Below are 13,941 nucleotides of genomic sequence, written 5' to 3' on the forward strand. Positions count from 1 at the left end.
CGGTTTATTACAAAATATCATTTACCCTGTTTCTGCCTTTCTTCATAAGCTCGAACAAACGCGTCAGAAAGGATACTTTCACGGTTAACAGTGATTTCGTTGCGGATATCTTCATGCATTTCAATAAAATTACGCCACATTTTCTGCTCTTTACTACTACGTTTAAACTTATCAAAAAATCCTTTTTCGTCTTGATCCGGGACCATATTATCTGGTGAGAGTTGTTCTAAAACACCGACAACCGCGCCCTCTAGACCAGCCCGCATGCTCTGTTCATGCTGACGTAAATCACCAAATGCTTCTGTAATGGCTTTGTTTGTCGACATAAAACTGCCATTGGTGCGCAAATATAAATTACGAAATAAGTCATCAACAGAAGCTGAAAATTTGAATGGGTTATTTTCTTTAATCTGAAACATGGTGTGATTAACGCGGAACTGATTTTTAAATAAAGCTCGGTCTCGTAATGAAGCCATAAGCTCATCATTTATAGTTCGGATTGATGTTCCAAGGTCAAACCACCATTCCTCATCATCAATAACAGGTGACGATTCAATGCCTAGACCTTTAAGAAACGCAGCCATTTTATCTGTGTTTTTAACTTTAGACTGCGGAGAATCGCTAACGATTTTTTTGCTTACTAACGCGACTTCCTCATCTTTTTTTGTCGATGCTGCTTCCTGTATATCGACAATTGGTTTTGGTGCGATTTTAGGTGCGCAGGCACTTTTCCCATCATTCGCCCAATTCCAATCGTCAGGAATAATGTTGCTATCTAGTACTAAACTATCCTGTAATTCACTGCCGATTAAATGAGGGTCGCTTACACTCGTCAGATTAACCGGCTTATCATGATTGACACGATCTTCTTCTATATATGCAGAAGAATCATAAGAAGAAAAAGGAGATGATGTTGAGTTTGAAGCCAGTAAATGATCATCTGATAATTCGACCTCAATGTTCACTTCAATGACGTATTCGCCAAGAATAATTTGCTCGCCAGATGCCAATGTATGGCGATTGCCTTTACCAAGGGGCTTAGTAGACTGATTAACGAACACACCATTTGTCGATACATCTGTAATATAATATTTACCCATCACTAACGTTAATTCGGCATGTCGACTGGATAAAATTTTATCGCTGTCAGGTAGTACCCAATCATTTGAATCAGAACGACCAATTACCGCAGATGCACCTTCTAATTTAAAGGTTGCTTGTAAATTTGGTGATAATTGTTGATAACTTATTACAGATAAAAGCAGTCCCATTTGTCATTCCTTGACTTATCTTGTTAACGCTAAATAAATATCCAGCTGGCCCTATACATTTATCAATGTTATTAACTTCTAAGTTCATGAAGTTTTGTATTTAATACGAATTGATATAATCATAAAACCAAATAAGTACAACCAAGTCAAACAAGCTAATCCGCTACATTTACAATTTAAACAGATATCTAATACTACATTTAATACTATTTCCGGTAAATAAATGTGTATGCTGATTGTCGTTAATGAAATACAAGGATTTATTATTCGCTAAGAAAAGTAAATTTTTCATTTATTGCTAAGCATAATTTCAACCGTATTTAGACACGTCAGTTGACAGAACGACAAGGTAGCCCGAAAGCACTTTAAAAACAATAACTTACCATGGCGCAATTCATTTTTCAAGATCATGGTAAATGAATAGGAAAATGATAAAACGCTTTATTCACTATTGACAAAAAGCATAATAAAAATCGTAATTACAACTTACTTTCATTTGCTAATATTAAAGTTAACTAAAGTATTAATTTTAATAAAAAGCATAAATCAATACAAAAGGACTAGATGGAACTAGTACTTTTAATACATTAAGTTTTCAAAAAAACACAAGGAGTCTAGTGTGGGAAAAGATAAAATGCTATTAGGTAATAAAAACTCAAAACATGACATTGATACAGCGACACTTACAGGACAGGTACTAAAAAATAGATATGAATTAGAAGCGCACATTGGCTCTGGCGGCATGAGTGATATATATAAAGCAAAAGATTTGTTATTAGATAAAGCAGGTGTCGAAGAACCTTACGTGGCGATAAAAGTCTTGCAACCACAATACACACGAAATAAAGAGGCACAACAACTGCTGTTTCGGGAAGCACATAAAACGATGTCTCTTTCTCATCCCAATATTATCCGTGTTTATGATGTAGATAAGGAAGATAATCTTTGCTTTATCATTATGGAATGGTTAAATGGCGAAACACTTGATCAAGTGATTTCACGATCTAAACCTAAGGGATTAACATATAAAGGTGCTGAGAAAGTTATTTCACAGGTCGCTGATGCACTCAAATTCGCCCATAAAAATGGCATTGTACATACAGATTTAAAACCCTCTAATATCATGCTCACACGTAATGGTGATATTAAGATTTTCGACTTTGGTGTTGCCAGATTAATCCAGAATAAGGCAGATGAATTTGCCAACGATAATATTGAACAGCATAACTCACTGAGTGGCTATACACCTGCTTATGCAAGTGCGGAGTTGTTGCAAGGTCAGCAACCATCAGAAAGCGATGACATCTTTTCATTAGGCTGTATTTTTTACGAATTACTATCAAGTAAACATCCTTATTTACGTAAACCGGCAGATCAAGCAATTACGGATAAGATCACTGTAAAAAAATTAACTAAACTCAGTAATAATAAATGGAAAGTTATTTATTCAGCATTGCAACTATCGAATGCAGATCGACCACAAAGCATTCAAGCGTGGCAATCTAAACTAACCCGCAAACCACTTCCTGTTTTTTCAACCATATTACCTTTACTTACTATCTTAGGTTCTGTCGGTTATTTTTATTATATGGAAAATGTAATCACTACACAGCAATTGACTGAACGGGTTCATACATCGAATGTTGATAACTTAGCTAACTCAAGCGTTGAAGTATTCATGAATTCATTATCTGAGCTAGATGGTGAAACAGCGACGATTAAAGCCGGTATCTTGCGACTGAAACGTGGGGAAGTGATCAACTTCCATATTGCAAAAATAAACCGAATTATGCAGGATCCAAAATCACGCTATCCTGATTTCGACCAGATGGCAGCATTGATTGAAGAAACGACAACCTTATATCCAGACTCGATTAAACTTACCGATATGGAACTGTATGTTGAAGACCAAAGAGAGTCAGCAAGAGCGATACTGCTCGCGAATATTGAACAACGCCTACTAGATGCAAACTACCTACCTGACAGCGATGGAACCGATATATTCACACTACGTCAAGATATGAAACAAGTTGATACAGATTACAAGATCATCCCTTCAAAGCAAGCGGTAAACCTATATCGTAAACAACTCCGTACTGCGGTCAGTGAGTACAATTATAACGTCATTAATACACTACTGGCACCCGGCGAATTACTATTTAAAAATTCAGCTTCGGAACTACAAACATTATTAGATCAGCCAGAACTAATCACTGCGATTAAAACGCTCACTGATTATCAAGCTTCAGATAAATCACGATCATTTCCTTTCGATGCTGCAGAGCTATTTTATCGAGATCGATTTGATGCATGGATTGCTGCTGTAAAAATGGCGACAAGTCAACGGACATTAGACCGAATTTATAATCAACAAAACACGTATAACAAATCACTACCCGTCAATTTTAAACCGTTAATCAAGTTACGCCGAGATTTAGCCAATCGTTATTTGAAACTAATTGTGACAGGTAAAATTAAATCAGAGTCAAAAGTAATTAAAAAAGCGGAGAGTCTGTTAACAAAAGCAGATAAAGGGCAAGAAGATTTGATTTAAATATTGAAATAAAACGCGGGGTTGAGACATTAGGGCAGTAACTCGCCCTCCTGTCTGACAGTCTACAACAAAGAGCAGACTGTCATCATCAATCAATACGAGTGAGCTAAAGATTAGATTTCAAAAGGCACTGTTTATTATGGTTAGCTCACTTAGACAGCTGTATGGATTGAATGCTTGCTCGAAGTTTATCTTCATACTTTGGAAATTCTCCTTTCGCTGAATTGAAGTTGAAAATAAGCATTTCTTTACCATAGCTAGTAATAAGCATGATGTTGTGTATGTCTGTATCAATCGCGTTTGAGAACATCTCAAGATACACCCATTTTTTTCCAGAAAGCTCTATAATTTCTTTCTTTTTCCATTCAACACCGGGGATCATACGATCAAAAATTTTCTTAAAGGAATCCATTATAACTGGCAACGGAGCTGCCGAAATATCATTTGGCTTAAGGTCATATGTAATAGTAGTCGAAGCCGAAGCATTGCCAAGAACCCATTTAGGGGCCCTCTTGTGTGGCCACTTTGTATCTATAATCTCTTGAGGTAATGGCCGAAATTCATAAGGTGACACGAATGAAATATCAGTGTTAGAAACGCTAATTTTCTTTGCCAAAGAAGCAAAAGAGAGCGTGATAACCATAAGACTTAATAGAAACTTCATTTAATATACCTAATGAGTTAATTAGTGATTTCCCAGGTATTCCGTATGATGCCTAAAAATCACGAGCATAAAATAACTAAACACTTCATTATTGTTAAATAACAATGAATTACATTGCTTTTAGTATTGATTATTAAATTATTCTGTTAATTGAAAATAAATCACCATAAATATAAATACATTTATAGCTCACTGCTCTATTTCTACGCCCTACCCTACTGCGAGCCTATATACTGATATACCATCATAATTACAATAGGATACAAATTTAACATACAAGACAATCGCTAAACATTAGCGACATAAGTTTGATGTGGGTCACAAAGTATTTTATGAAAGTTTATAACTGATCAATTGGTAGTTTAAAAATCCCAACCAAAACGCAACGAGCCATGAAAACACTAACAATATTGGCACTTCTCGAAAGTACTGAAAGGTGCTATGGTGCCAAAAACGAATCAACAAGGAAACTCATCATGACTAAATTTGCGCTAATTACTGGAGCGAGTCGTGGTATAGGAAAGGCTATTTCTCATTACTTTGCCCAGCAAGGATATTCGCTTATTTTAGTTTCATTAAATAAGGCAAATCTAGAGTTAGCTAAGTTAGAGATAGAATCACAATATCCGTCGACTAATATCGAAACAATGACAGTCGATTTTAATAAGCCAGCAGACGTTGAATCTACAATAAAATCGATTATTACTAACCACGATTCTATCGATGTTATGGTTAATAGCGCCGGAGTCCTCATGGCAGGGCACGTAGATCTAACACTGAATCAACTTTCTGAATTAATAAATGTAAACCTACTTTCGACCATTACAGCATGTAATTTGGTTATCGAAAAAATGAAACGACAAGGTTACGGTGAAATTTATAATATCGGATCAACCGCTGGCTTAGAGCCTGTTCCTAAAATAGCCGCTTATTCAGCAACAAAAGCCGCTATCGTTAGTTATAGTCAATCTCTTTATCAGGAACTTCTTCCTTTTGGCATTAAGGTTTGCTGCCTATGCCCAAGTGTTGTCGATACTGACATGACCAATGATGGGCGTATTATGAACGACCTCAAAATTGAAACTCAAGATTTAACCAAAGCTATCGATTTTATACGCAGTTTATCTCCTAGCGCCACTATGTCGACATTATCTATACGTTGTAAAACCATTGATTTAGAGAAGTAGTGACTTAGAATCAGGTGGGAGTCATGCCAACGCCTATTTTTAGGCGTTAACCTTCAAGATTTAGACTAGCATCACGTCCAAATTTTAATTACAGTAAACTAACTCACAACTTAAAACCAAAGTATTCAATACTTTTGCCAATGATACATCTAAGGCTAGCTTTAGTGCATCCCCCCACCACTAAAGTGAAAATATGATTGAACTAATGACATTCGTACTTACAGCATCATTATCCATCACCTTCCCTGTTTTGTTAAGAGAGGTTCATTTTGGCGTCTAGAAATTCGACTTCAGGCTTATGGGTGGCATTATTCGGATTATGTCTGATAATTCTGCGTATGATTCTTATGAACTCACACAATCGCATTGCACAGTGAAGCACTAGCGCTTATTTGATCATGATCTACTTATTAGAGTCAGGGGGTTAAATACCCCTGACAGAACTTAATTTTTATTAATTATAATAATTTCTAATGGTTATGCACGTGGCCTTGCATTTAAATCGCGACCTGAACGGTGATTTTCCCTGCATATTTAAAATTCAAATCTAATGGAAATCTCTCTCCTTTTTTCGGTATATATTTCGGATTGAAGATCATTAAATGCAACCCACCTGGTTCAAATTTTTTTGTTTTCATCGAGCCAATTTTTACCTTGTTAACCTTTTTCATTATCATCACGCCATCTTGCATAGCATGCATATGGATCTCAGACTTGTCAGCAATAGGCGTGGATACCGAAACCAAGTAATCATCTTTCGTTGAGTTATTCTTAAGCTGGAAATACCCCGTAATCACCTCGCTGTTTGGGGCCGCTAATCTACTCCAAGGATGGTCAATTCGCATATGCGCCTGAGTATAATCATGGGCTACCGCAAATGTAGAAAAAGCAAAACTTATCGTAATAAGGAATGCAATAATTATTTTTTTCATCATATTAAACCTATTTTATTTATTCTTATAAATCTCGATTTACCAATATAGATTACCTTGGTAAATCAACCAGAAAGCTTGTTCTTTTTGTTCTTGGGTTTGGTCAAAGTTACCTTGGAGTCGCAAAATTTGATTATCGCCAACAAACCAGTTCATAATAAGGCTGAGTCGCTCAGGATTATGGCCTTTACTGTCTAAGGTGTTCGCAAACTCTGTACTATTTTGAGTCACTTTATTATCAGTGAGTAAGGTGTCGTAACGAAATGCCACTTGGACATCCTGCCATTGCCAATATAACTGTGAGCTTATACCCTGGTTTGTAGCATCGAGTTTAGTCTGAAATTGCTGGCTATCAGTTAGGTCTGCATCAATTTGTTGTGCCATCCATTCAATATCCCAGCCTAACGCTATCCACTGCCACTGCAATCCTAGGCTGACTAAGTTTGTATCACCCGTAAAAGTAATATTGTTCGCATTTCCGTGCGTATGCCCAGTTTTCTCATCGTCACCGCGTTGATATGCATTAAAGTGCGTCAACGAGCTTTTAAGCAACACACTATTTTGCTCTCCAAACCACTGCAACTCATATGCTAGCCCATAAGCATGTGGCGTGGCGCTGTTCTCATCAACTGATGCCGGGTAGCCGTTTCCACGGCCAATCCAAGTGGTAAACTGCTGGGTATCATTGGACCAACGTAATTGAATACTATCATCACTATATTGACTGGCTAAAAACGCCTGTTGTGACAAATTAGCATCGATAAACAGCCAATCATGGTCATGAGTAGCGTTATACAGACCGATATCAGTCAGTTGTCGGCCAACCCGAAGTTGCCACTTTTCCCCAATATCAGGTTGTAACCAGAGCTCTTCAACAGTTGTTGATTCAGCATTATGACTACCAAGTATAAGGTGTCCGGCCAGTACTGATTCGATGCTAACTGTGAAAGCGACTTCCCCATGTATCAGCTGCAACCCTTGCTCATTGTGTACAGCATCATCACCTGTGATAACCCCAGGAATAGACCAAGTCTCAGCCTGTCGACTGTCTTGATAATAGCCAAGTTGGGCAAACAGGCTACCACCAAAATCACTCCGTTCAAGGAGACCTGATTTATCCCCATGTGCCAATAAGGACGCACTAAACAGGGTATAGAACAAACCTAAAATATATTTCTTTTTCATTGTGCCAGCTCCGCCTTAAATGGATTGGAATAACGGGGATTACGAATAAAAACGGGATCACTGAGAGCATTCAAAAAAGCCAACAAGTCATCGCGCTCTTGCTTGCTCATCGAGAAGCCCGTTACAAACTCACTTTTATTAGGATTCTGTCGCCCATCACCAGCATATTCTCCACTGATGATGTGGCGCCCACCAGCTGCATAAAATCCTAATACTTCTTCTAGTGTGTCTATACTACCGTCATGCATATAAGGTGCGGTATAAGCAATATTTCGTAATGTCGGCGGTCTAAATTTACCTTTATCCTCGACTTTTTGAGTTACTGCAAACAAACCATTATCAATTGCAGGATAACTGCCCTCCTCATCCAGGTTATAAAGCCCAGTATTGAAGAAAGGTCGACTTACAAATACCGTTTCATCGTGGAGTGTCGAGTCACTAAAATTAAAACCATTATGACAATGGAAACATTCCATCTTTTCGCTATTAAATAAATTTTGACCGCGCTGCGCAGAGGAGCTTAGCCTGCCTTTATCAAAATCAGAGTCCTTGGAAATAAGGGCTCGGTTAAACACCGCTAGCGCTTTAATTATATTTGGAAAGGAAATTGACTGTTGTTCGTCTGGAAACGCCATATCAAACATATTCTGGTATTTTGTCTCGTGATTAAAACGCGCCTTAATATCATCACGGTTTGCATCGTGGATCCCCATTTCAACGGGGAATTCTCCAAACATAGGAATAATCAATTGGTCTTCAATCCCTTTAAGTAAGGGATTTGCCCAAGTATAACTGGCGTTATAACCTATATTGGTCAGTGTTTGAGAGTTCCTGTGCAGCACCTCTCCGGTTGAACCTTTGGGCGTTTTTAAGCCATCACTAAATGCGAGTTCTTGGTGATGACAAGACTCACATGAGAATGTTTGGTTACCCGATAAGCGTTTATCATAAAACAAGTGCCGACCTAGCTGAAACTTAGCTTCGGTCGCCAAGTTATCTGCAGGTTCTTTAGGCAAAGGTAATGAACCAGTTTGAAAATCAAACTGATTGGTATTATGCGTACTCGGTGGCACAACTTCGTAGCTGGATTCACTGTCACAACCCGCCATGATTACCATGGCGAGTAATGTCAGCAAACAAAGCATATAGTTTGCTGACATGATTATTACTCCACTGCTATCCAGGTTTGTACAGCACTACAGTCACCGTCTATGCATTGCCCTGACGTTAGATCTAGACCTAAGCGACCAAAAATATGCTGGCAAACACTATCTGTACTCGATGACATACACATTGACGGCGCCATATCATCTATGTCATTCCCAGCCACCAACTTTTGGTAGTCAAAGACAATACTGTTGCTCGCTGGATTGAAACTATCAAATTGATATTTCGGGCGATTTGGTCTAGAACTGCTGCAATCCACGGTCTCGGTATCCGCATCTACAACTTCACACCCGGTAGTACCAAGGTGAATCATCAAGCCTTTAATATCCATTCTCAGATGTTTATGTCCCATCTGCCAACTCCAATTCATCCCCATAACATCTAACGGAGATACAGCGTCATCACCGTCAATGCCATAGTTATTCAACTCTGTGGGAACACCTAAAGTAAATTGAATACCATCATAGTTACCACTTGGGACAGTACCTTTAATCACATGATTAAGCGCGGTATTACCGTTGCTGCAACTACCTGTTCCGGTTTCGAAATCGAGAAGAGCGACATTTTTGTACTGCCACTTCTTATCTTGATCTAGCATTACGCTAACCAGCTCATCAGCATCATTTACCAACGCAACTTCCGAGATATAGATACGTGCATCTTTAAATTCAGGGTTCAGGTTGCTAAGGCCGACAAGGCTGAACATTGGATCGCATGATATATCTTCGTTGCCGACACGAGCAGCAAATTTTATTTCGACGTTCTGTGTGGTAGTCACACTTGGCGTTGGAGATTGTTGCGTCGTATCTTCAGAACTGCTACTACTGCTACCACAACCAGATAAAGCGCCAACAATTGCCACTGCCAATAATTTATTCATCCACATATTTAACTTCCTTTTAACTCTTTTTCCAAAATATAGGCTGCTAACAGGCAGCCAAAAGATCACAAGGCCAATGGTGATGAGACGCAAAATACCGTTTATATAAGGTGCGTAAAATCATCACAAGGTTGGAGCAAGTGAAAATAAATGTTTAGTGATGGAAATGCGTGATAATGGAATAACTAGACCGAGTTACACTTGAACGTTAACTTAACCCTGTCGCCATAAATCATGCATAAAAGGTAAAAGGCGGTGATTGTTTAGGCGCGAGTGATAAATATACTTTTTGTTGGCAACTCGTATAGTTATATTGCGGGGCACGAGGAGTCGAGCGATTAAGCCATACAGACAGTAAACATATTAATAGAACGGCAAAAAAAATAGAATGTTGAAATGCTTTAAGAAGTTGGCAGCTGAATTGTAACGATTGGTGCTCTTCCTCGGCAGAATGAGAACCTTCACTATTTTGAGTAATAAGTTCGTTTACATTAGCCCACCTAAAGCCTAACGGCGTACACAACAAGATTTTTTCACCTTGTAATTTGCTCAACCAATTTTTGTTCAGTACTTCACTTGGATTTAAAGCGATTGTAGCGGCGATATAAATTTGAAATAGCAAAGAGATAGTAACAAAAAATGCCATTATCTGTTGAGATACATTATTATTTCTTATTCTATGCATAAAATTAATATACCGTAAAAATTAGTCGGTCAGAACAATAACAAACAAGATTTATAATTGTAGTAATTAATTCACACTTTGGTAGCAATGTTAATAATAAAGTAAGGAATTGTTGTTTTTTCGCTCTAACTCCGTTATTTACAGTAACTTATTACACATTACAGGTACCAATAAACATTGTAGTATAAATAATTTCCTAGCATATATTATTTCTGTTCACGGTAATCCAGTGCTCGTTAAGCCAAGCACTTTAACGTGGTGAATGATAAATTGATTTGTTGCCGTTTGTTGCATATCTTTAATTAATACCAAAACAATATTTCCTAATCACAGCCTTATTTTCCATAGGGGCTTCAAAAGGAATATAAATGTATTTAAAGTCTATATATGCTGCTCTAGCCGGGATTACTTTGTCTGCTAGCTACTTTATTAACTTAGCTAATGCGGGAACCATCTATGACTTTGATATAAGAGTCAATTTTGACAGTGGCCTAACTAACTCACAACAAACTGTTTTTTCTGATGCAGAAAATCTTTGGGAGTTATTCATCGTAGGATACCGAGATGAGTTCCCAGGCCCAGGTTTAGATATTAGTGCTTCTGGCCAGAATATAGATGGTGTTGGAGGCACTCTTGGAAAAACAGGAATTACTTATGGTTTATTTATTCCTAGCTATGTTTATGCCACAGAGGGGACGATACAAATTGATAGTGCAGATCTGCTTTCTATAGAAACAGCTGGAAATCTATTTCATGTTGTCATGCATGAAATGGCACATGCCATTGGTTTTGGTATTTTATGGGGACCGACATTAAATGATTTATTAGATAGCGCTGGTAATTATATAGGCCAATATGGATTAGAAACATATCAACTTAGTAATCCAGAAGCGACATTTGTCCCTGTAGAACAAGATGGCGGCCCAGGAACTGCGGGCTACCATTGGAATGAGCCTTATGGAGGCGGGCTCAGTGAATTAATGACTGGTTGGTTAGATCCTAATACCACGATTAGTTTAACAACTATAAATTCGTTCGCAGATTTAGGTTATGTTATTAATCCAAATTTCTCTGTGGAACAAGTCCCAGAACCATCAACACTTGTCATTTTCGCGTTCGCTATAATGGGGTTATTCTCACGAAAATATAACAAACAGTATCGAAATTAATAAGGCTCAGTTGATTTACCTACAAATGCAACAACGACCTTATCACCACCTAACGTACGAGAAAATGCATAGCCATTTTGTTGCTTAATCTCCTTATGGGTCCCAGCACCAATAGCTGGATGAGCCTGCCTAAATTGCCCGAGTGTTTGCCAGTGTTTGAGTAATTTCTGGCGGTTAGCATCCAATAACCAATTCATATCAGAACGAGTTCCTTGATGGAAATCATCTGCATAAGCGCCTATATCTCTTGCTACTTCATCACCGTAATAAACTTGAATAGCACCAGGACTTAGCAACAGCGCACTGGCTGCATTCCGCTGCATTTCAAATGATTTAAATCGCCCAAAGAAAAGCTCTGTATCATGAGATGACATATAACTAACAGGATTAAAGTCGGGTTTTTCTTTGAGTGTATCTGCGTAATGTTGGTAAGTATCGGCCATCTTGCTAAAACAGAGAGCCCCTTCATCCATTTTTTTCTGCATATCAAAATTGAGCAGAGCATCAAAACCGTCATCATAGTAAGGGCTACGGTAAGCGCTATGCCCCCATACCTCTCCCATCATCCAAAATGGTTGTCCTGTTTCATCATTCGCTTCGCGCCAATCATTTAAACTTTTTGTTGCAGCTTCTTTTAAGCGCATCCATACATCGCCAGACACATGTTTTACAGTATCGATACGATAACCATCAATACCAAAACGCTTCACCCAGTCTGTTTGCCACTCGATCAAGTAATCCGCTACAGTATAGTTATCACGGCTAATGACTCGTGTTCCGGGGTTATTTAATAGCCATTGTGGGGGGGTAACAGACTTGGTGGATTCTGTTATAAAGTCTGGCAGGCCTGCAAGTGAAAGTGTTAGGTCATTCGAGCCTGGTTTTGGATAATTAGGTAAACTGGCACGAACCCAATCACCTCCCCACCACTGACTCCATGCAACATTATCATAATCAATATTGTCATTGAAACTATGCCAATTTTGGCCCGTATTTGGTTGCCAATCACGCCATTGTACAGGCCAGCTTTGAGCAGGGTTTACAACAGGAATTTGATCACGCTGTAAATCTGTTAAGGTGGCATATCCGGGGTGGTTTATGACGACATCGAGTAAAACTTTAATACCCCGCTTATGCGCTTCTTCAACCAAACGCTTGAGATCATTTTCATTGCCAAAATTCGCATCTATTTTAGTAAAATCACGAGCCCAATAGCCGTGATAACTATAAAATGGAAACGAGCCAGCGTTACCACCACCGACAAATCCCCGTACTTGTTCTACAATAGGTGAAAGCCAAATAGCACTTGTTCCTAAGCTCTTAATATAATCAAGCTTCTCAATAACCCCTTTTAAATCGCCACCATGAAAGGTTCCAACCTCATCTTTTCCATCTTTACGGCGACCATAACTATTATCATTGCTTGTATCTTGATTATTAAAACGATCAATCATAACAAAATAAATATTTGCGTTGCGCCAGTTAAATTTAGCTTCTTTGAGTTGACCTTTTAGTGGCTCCAATAATATTAATCCCCCACTATTAATTGCAGGCGTAATGGTTACTTGCTGTTGAATAACAGTGACAACTTGCCCGCTTAGTTTATCTTTTAATTGAGTGCCATCTTTATAGGTATCGGCAAGGTTAATAGTAACCTCTCCACCTTTATAGACGTCACATTGCACTTGTGGTAAAGGACGTTTGAATGCTTTGTCAGTGGATTTTTTGGGCTGACGTTTTATTAACAGTGTTTTATTTTCTGCATCAAATATAAATGCATAATCACCATTAAATCTGATCTTAATAGACAGTTCAGTCGGTGAATCACAATTCAAAGCCAGTGGTTGACTAAACCTTACCTTTTGTTTTTTTGGCTTAATGCAGCTTCCTTCAATTCCAGTAACATTTAAGGTATAGCTTGCTTTAGTAAGTGGCACCGCCAGCGGAGATTCACTAGTGAGCAAGAAGTCTCGACTAGTGGTACTGGTTGAGATGGTTAGATTGGGTGAGGCAAACAAGCTTGGGCTGACAAGCATGAGTACAAGACTTATTTTATTTAATTTCATCTTCAAACCTAAGTTATTCCATTAATTAATATAATAATAAAACGGAACCATTGGTCAGACATCATCCTGCTAAACTACGCCCCAAATAGTTAGTCAACTCACAGTTTTAGTTAAACAGGGAGTAGAATCTGCGAAAGAACAAAGTTCATTCTGTAAGTTAACGCCAAACTAAATTCAAAAA

11 protein-coding genes are annotated in these 13,941 nt (G+C 38.2%); 3 read left to right on the forward strand and 8 right to left on the reverse strand.

Annotated elements, in window-relative coordinates; translation table 11 throughout:
* Positions 1-17: 17 nt before the first annotated feature.
* On the reverse strand, positions 18-1,271 hold the full coding sequence (gene tagH / locus HWV03_RS11960; protein ID WP_211676114.1) for a type VI secretion system-associated FHA domain protein TagH: 1,254 nt from the start codon (positions 1,269-1,271) through the stop codon (positions 18-20).
* A gap of 619 nt (positions 1,272-1,890) precedes the next feature.
* Here tagH and HWV03_RS11965 point away from each other — a divergent pair.
* On the forward strand, positions 1,891-3,825 hold the full coding sequence (locus HWV03_RS11965; RefSeq protein ID WP_211676115.1) for a serine/threonine-protein kinase: 1,935 nt from the start codon (positions 1,891-1,893) through the stop codon (positions 3,823-3,825).
* A gap of 148 nt (positions 3,826-3,973) precedes the next feature.
* Here the strand turns inward: HWV03_RS11965 and HWV03_RS11970 are convergent, their stop codons facing one another.
* The gene (locus HWV03_RS11970; RefSeq protein WP_211676116.1) at positions 3,974-4,489 is read right to left on the reverse strand and encodes a hypothetical protein; all 516 of its coding nucleotides are present in this window, start codon (positions 4,487-4,489) and stop codon (positions 3,974-3,976) included.
* Positions 4,490-4,965: 476 nt separating this feature from the next.
* On the opposite strand from HWV03_RS11970, the gene HWV03_RS11975 reads away from it, so the two are divergent.
* Positions 4,966-5,676, forward strand: coding sequence for an SDR family NAD(P)-dependent oxidoreductase (locus HWV03_RS11975; RefSeq protein ID WP_211676117.1), 711 nt, complete (start codon positions 4,966-4,968; stop codon positions 5,674-5,676).
* A gap of 497 nt (positions 5,677-6,173) precedes the next feature.
* On the opposite strand, the gene HWV03_RS11980 is transcribed toward HWV03_RS11975, so the two are convergent.
* The 5 genes from HWV03_RS11980 to HWV03_RS12000 all read right to left on the reverse strand — a co-directional run bounded on the left by HWV03_RS11980 (position 6,174) and on the right by HWV03_RS12000 (position 10,525).
* The gene (locus HWV03_RS11980; RefSeq protein ID WP_211676118.1) at positions 6,174-6,611 is read right to left on the reverse strand and encodes a copper chaperone PCu(A)C; all 438 of its coding nucleotides are present in this window, start codon (positions 6,609-6,611) and stop codon (positions 6,174-6,176) included.
* Between the two features lie 36 nt (positions 6,612-6,647).
* Positions 6,648-7,793, reverse strand: a complete 1,146-nt coding sequence (locus tag HWV03_RS11985; RefSeq protein ID WP_211676119.1) for a hypothetical protein — start codon at positions 7,791-7,793, stop codon at positions 6,648-6,650.
* Entirely contained in the window at positions 7,790-8,953 is a 1,164-nt protein-coding gene (locus HWV03_RS11990) for a methanobactin export MATE transporter MbnM (protein WP_255546791.1), read from the reverse strand. Before HWV03_RS11990 ends, HWV03_RS11985 begins: the two co-directional genes overlap by 4 nt.
* A 5-nt stretch (positions 8,954-8,958) precedes the next feature.
* Positions 8,959-9,846 carry an MbnP family copper-binding protein gene (locus HWV03_RS11995; protein WP_211676120.1) on the reverse strand — a complete coding sequence of 296 codons (888 nt, stop codon included), beginning with the start codon at positions 9,844-9,846 and terminating at the stop codon, positions 8,959-8,961.
* 226 nt (positions 9,847-10,072) lie between these two features.
* Positions 10,073-10,525, reverse strand: coding sequence for a hypothetical protein (locus HWV03_RS12000; protein ID WP_211676121.1), 453 nt, complete (start codon positions 10,523-10,525; stop codon positions 10,073-10,075).
* Positions 10,526-10,893: 368 nt separating this feature from the next.
* Here HWV03_RS12000 and HWV03_RS12005 point away from each other — a divergent pair, with 368 nt between their 5' ends.
* Entirely contained in the window at positions 10,894-11,694 is an 801-nt protein-coding gene (locus tag HWV03_RS12005; protein ID WP_211676122.1) for a PEP-CTERM sorting domain-containing protein, read from the forward strand.
* Here the strand turns inward: HWV03_RS12005 and HWV03_RS12010 are convergent.
* Complete coding sequence (locus HWV03_RS12010; protein WP_211676123.1) at positions 11,691-13,760, reverse strand: alpha-amylase; 2,070 nt, start codon at positions 13,758-13,760, stop codon at positions 11,691-11,693. The genes HWV03_RS12005 and HWV03_RS12010 overlap by 4 nt on opposite strands.
* Positions 13,761-13,941: the final 181 nt, after the last annotated feature.

Origin of the sequence: Moritella sp. 36, from assembly GCF_018219415.1 — a bacterium.
Classification (GTDB): Bacteria; Pseudomonadota; Gammaproteobacteria; order Enterobacterales; family Moritellaceae; genus Moritella.

Bases quoted from the DNA above. Each gene is read 5' to 3' on its own strand.
- tagH (WP_211676114.1), bottom strand. From the start codon at position 1,271: ATGGGACTGCTTTTATCTGTAATAAGTTATCAACAATTATCACCAAAT.
- HWV03_RS11970 (WP_211676116.1), bottom strand. From the start codon at position 4,489: ATGAAGTTTCTATTAAGTCTTATGGTTATCACGCTCTCTTTTGCTTCT.
- HWV03_RS11975 (WP_211676117.1), top strand. From the start codon at position 4,966: ATGACTAAATTTGCGCTAATTACTGGAGCGAGTCGTGGTATAGGAAAG.
- HWV03_RS11980 (WP_211676118.1), bottom strand. From the start codon at position 6,611: ATGATGAAAAAAATAATTATTGCATTCCTTATTACGATAAGTTTTGCT.
- HWV03_RS11985 (WP_211676119.1), bottom strand. From the start codon at position 7,793: ATGAAAAAGAAATATATTTTAGGTTTGTTCTATACCCTGTTTAGTGCG.
- HWV03_RS11990 (WP_255546791.1), bottom strand. From the start codon at position 8,953: ATGTCAGCAAACTATATGCTTTGTTTGCTGACATTACTCGCCATGGTA.
- HWV03_RS11995 (WP_211676120.1), bottom strand. From the start codon at position 9,846: ATGTGGATGAATAAATTATTGGCAGTGGCAATTGTTGGCGCTTTATCT.
- HWV03_RS12000 (WP_211676121.1), bottom strand. From the start codon at position 10,525: ATGCATAGAATAAGAAATAATAATGTATCTCAACAGATAATGGCATTT.
- HWV03_RS12005 (WP_211676122.1), top strand. From the start codon at position 10,894: ATGTATTTAAAGTCTATATATGCTGCTCTAGCCGGGATTACTTTGTCT.
- HWV03_RS12010 (WP_211676123.1), bottom strand. From the start codon at position 13,760: ATGAAATTAAATAAAATAAGTCTTGTACTCATGCTTGTCAGCCCAAGC.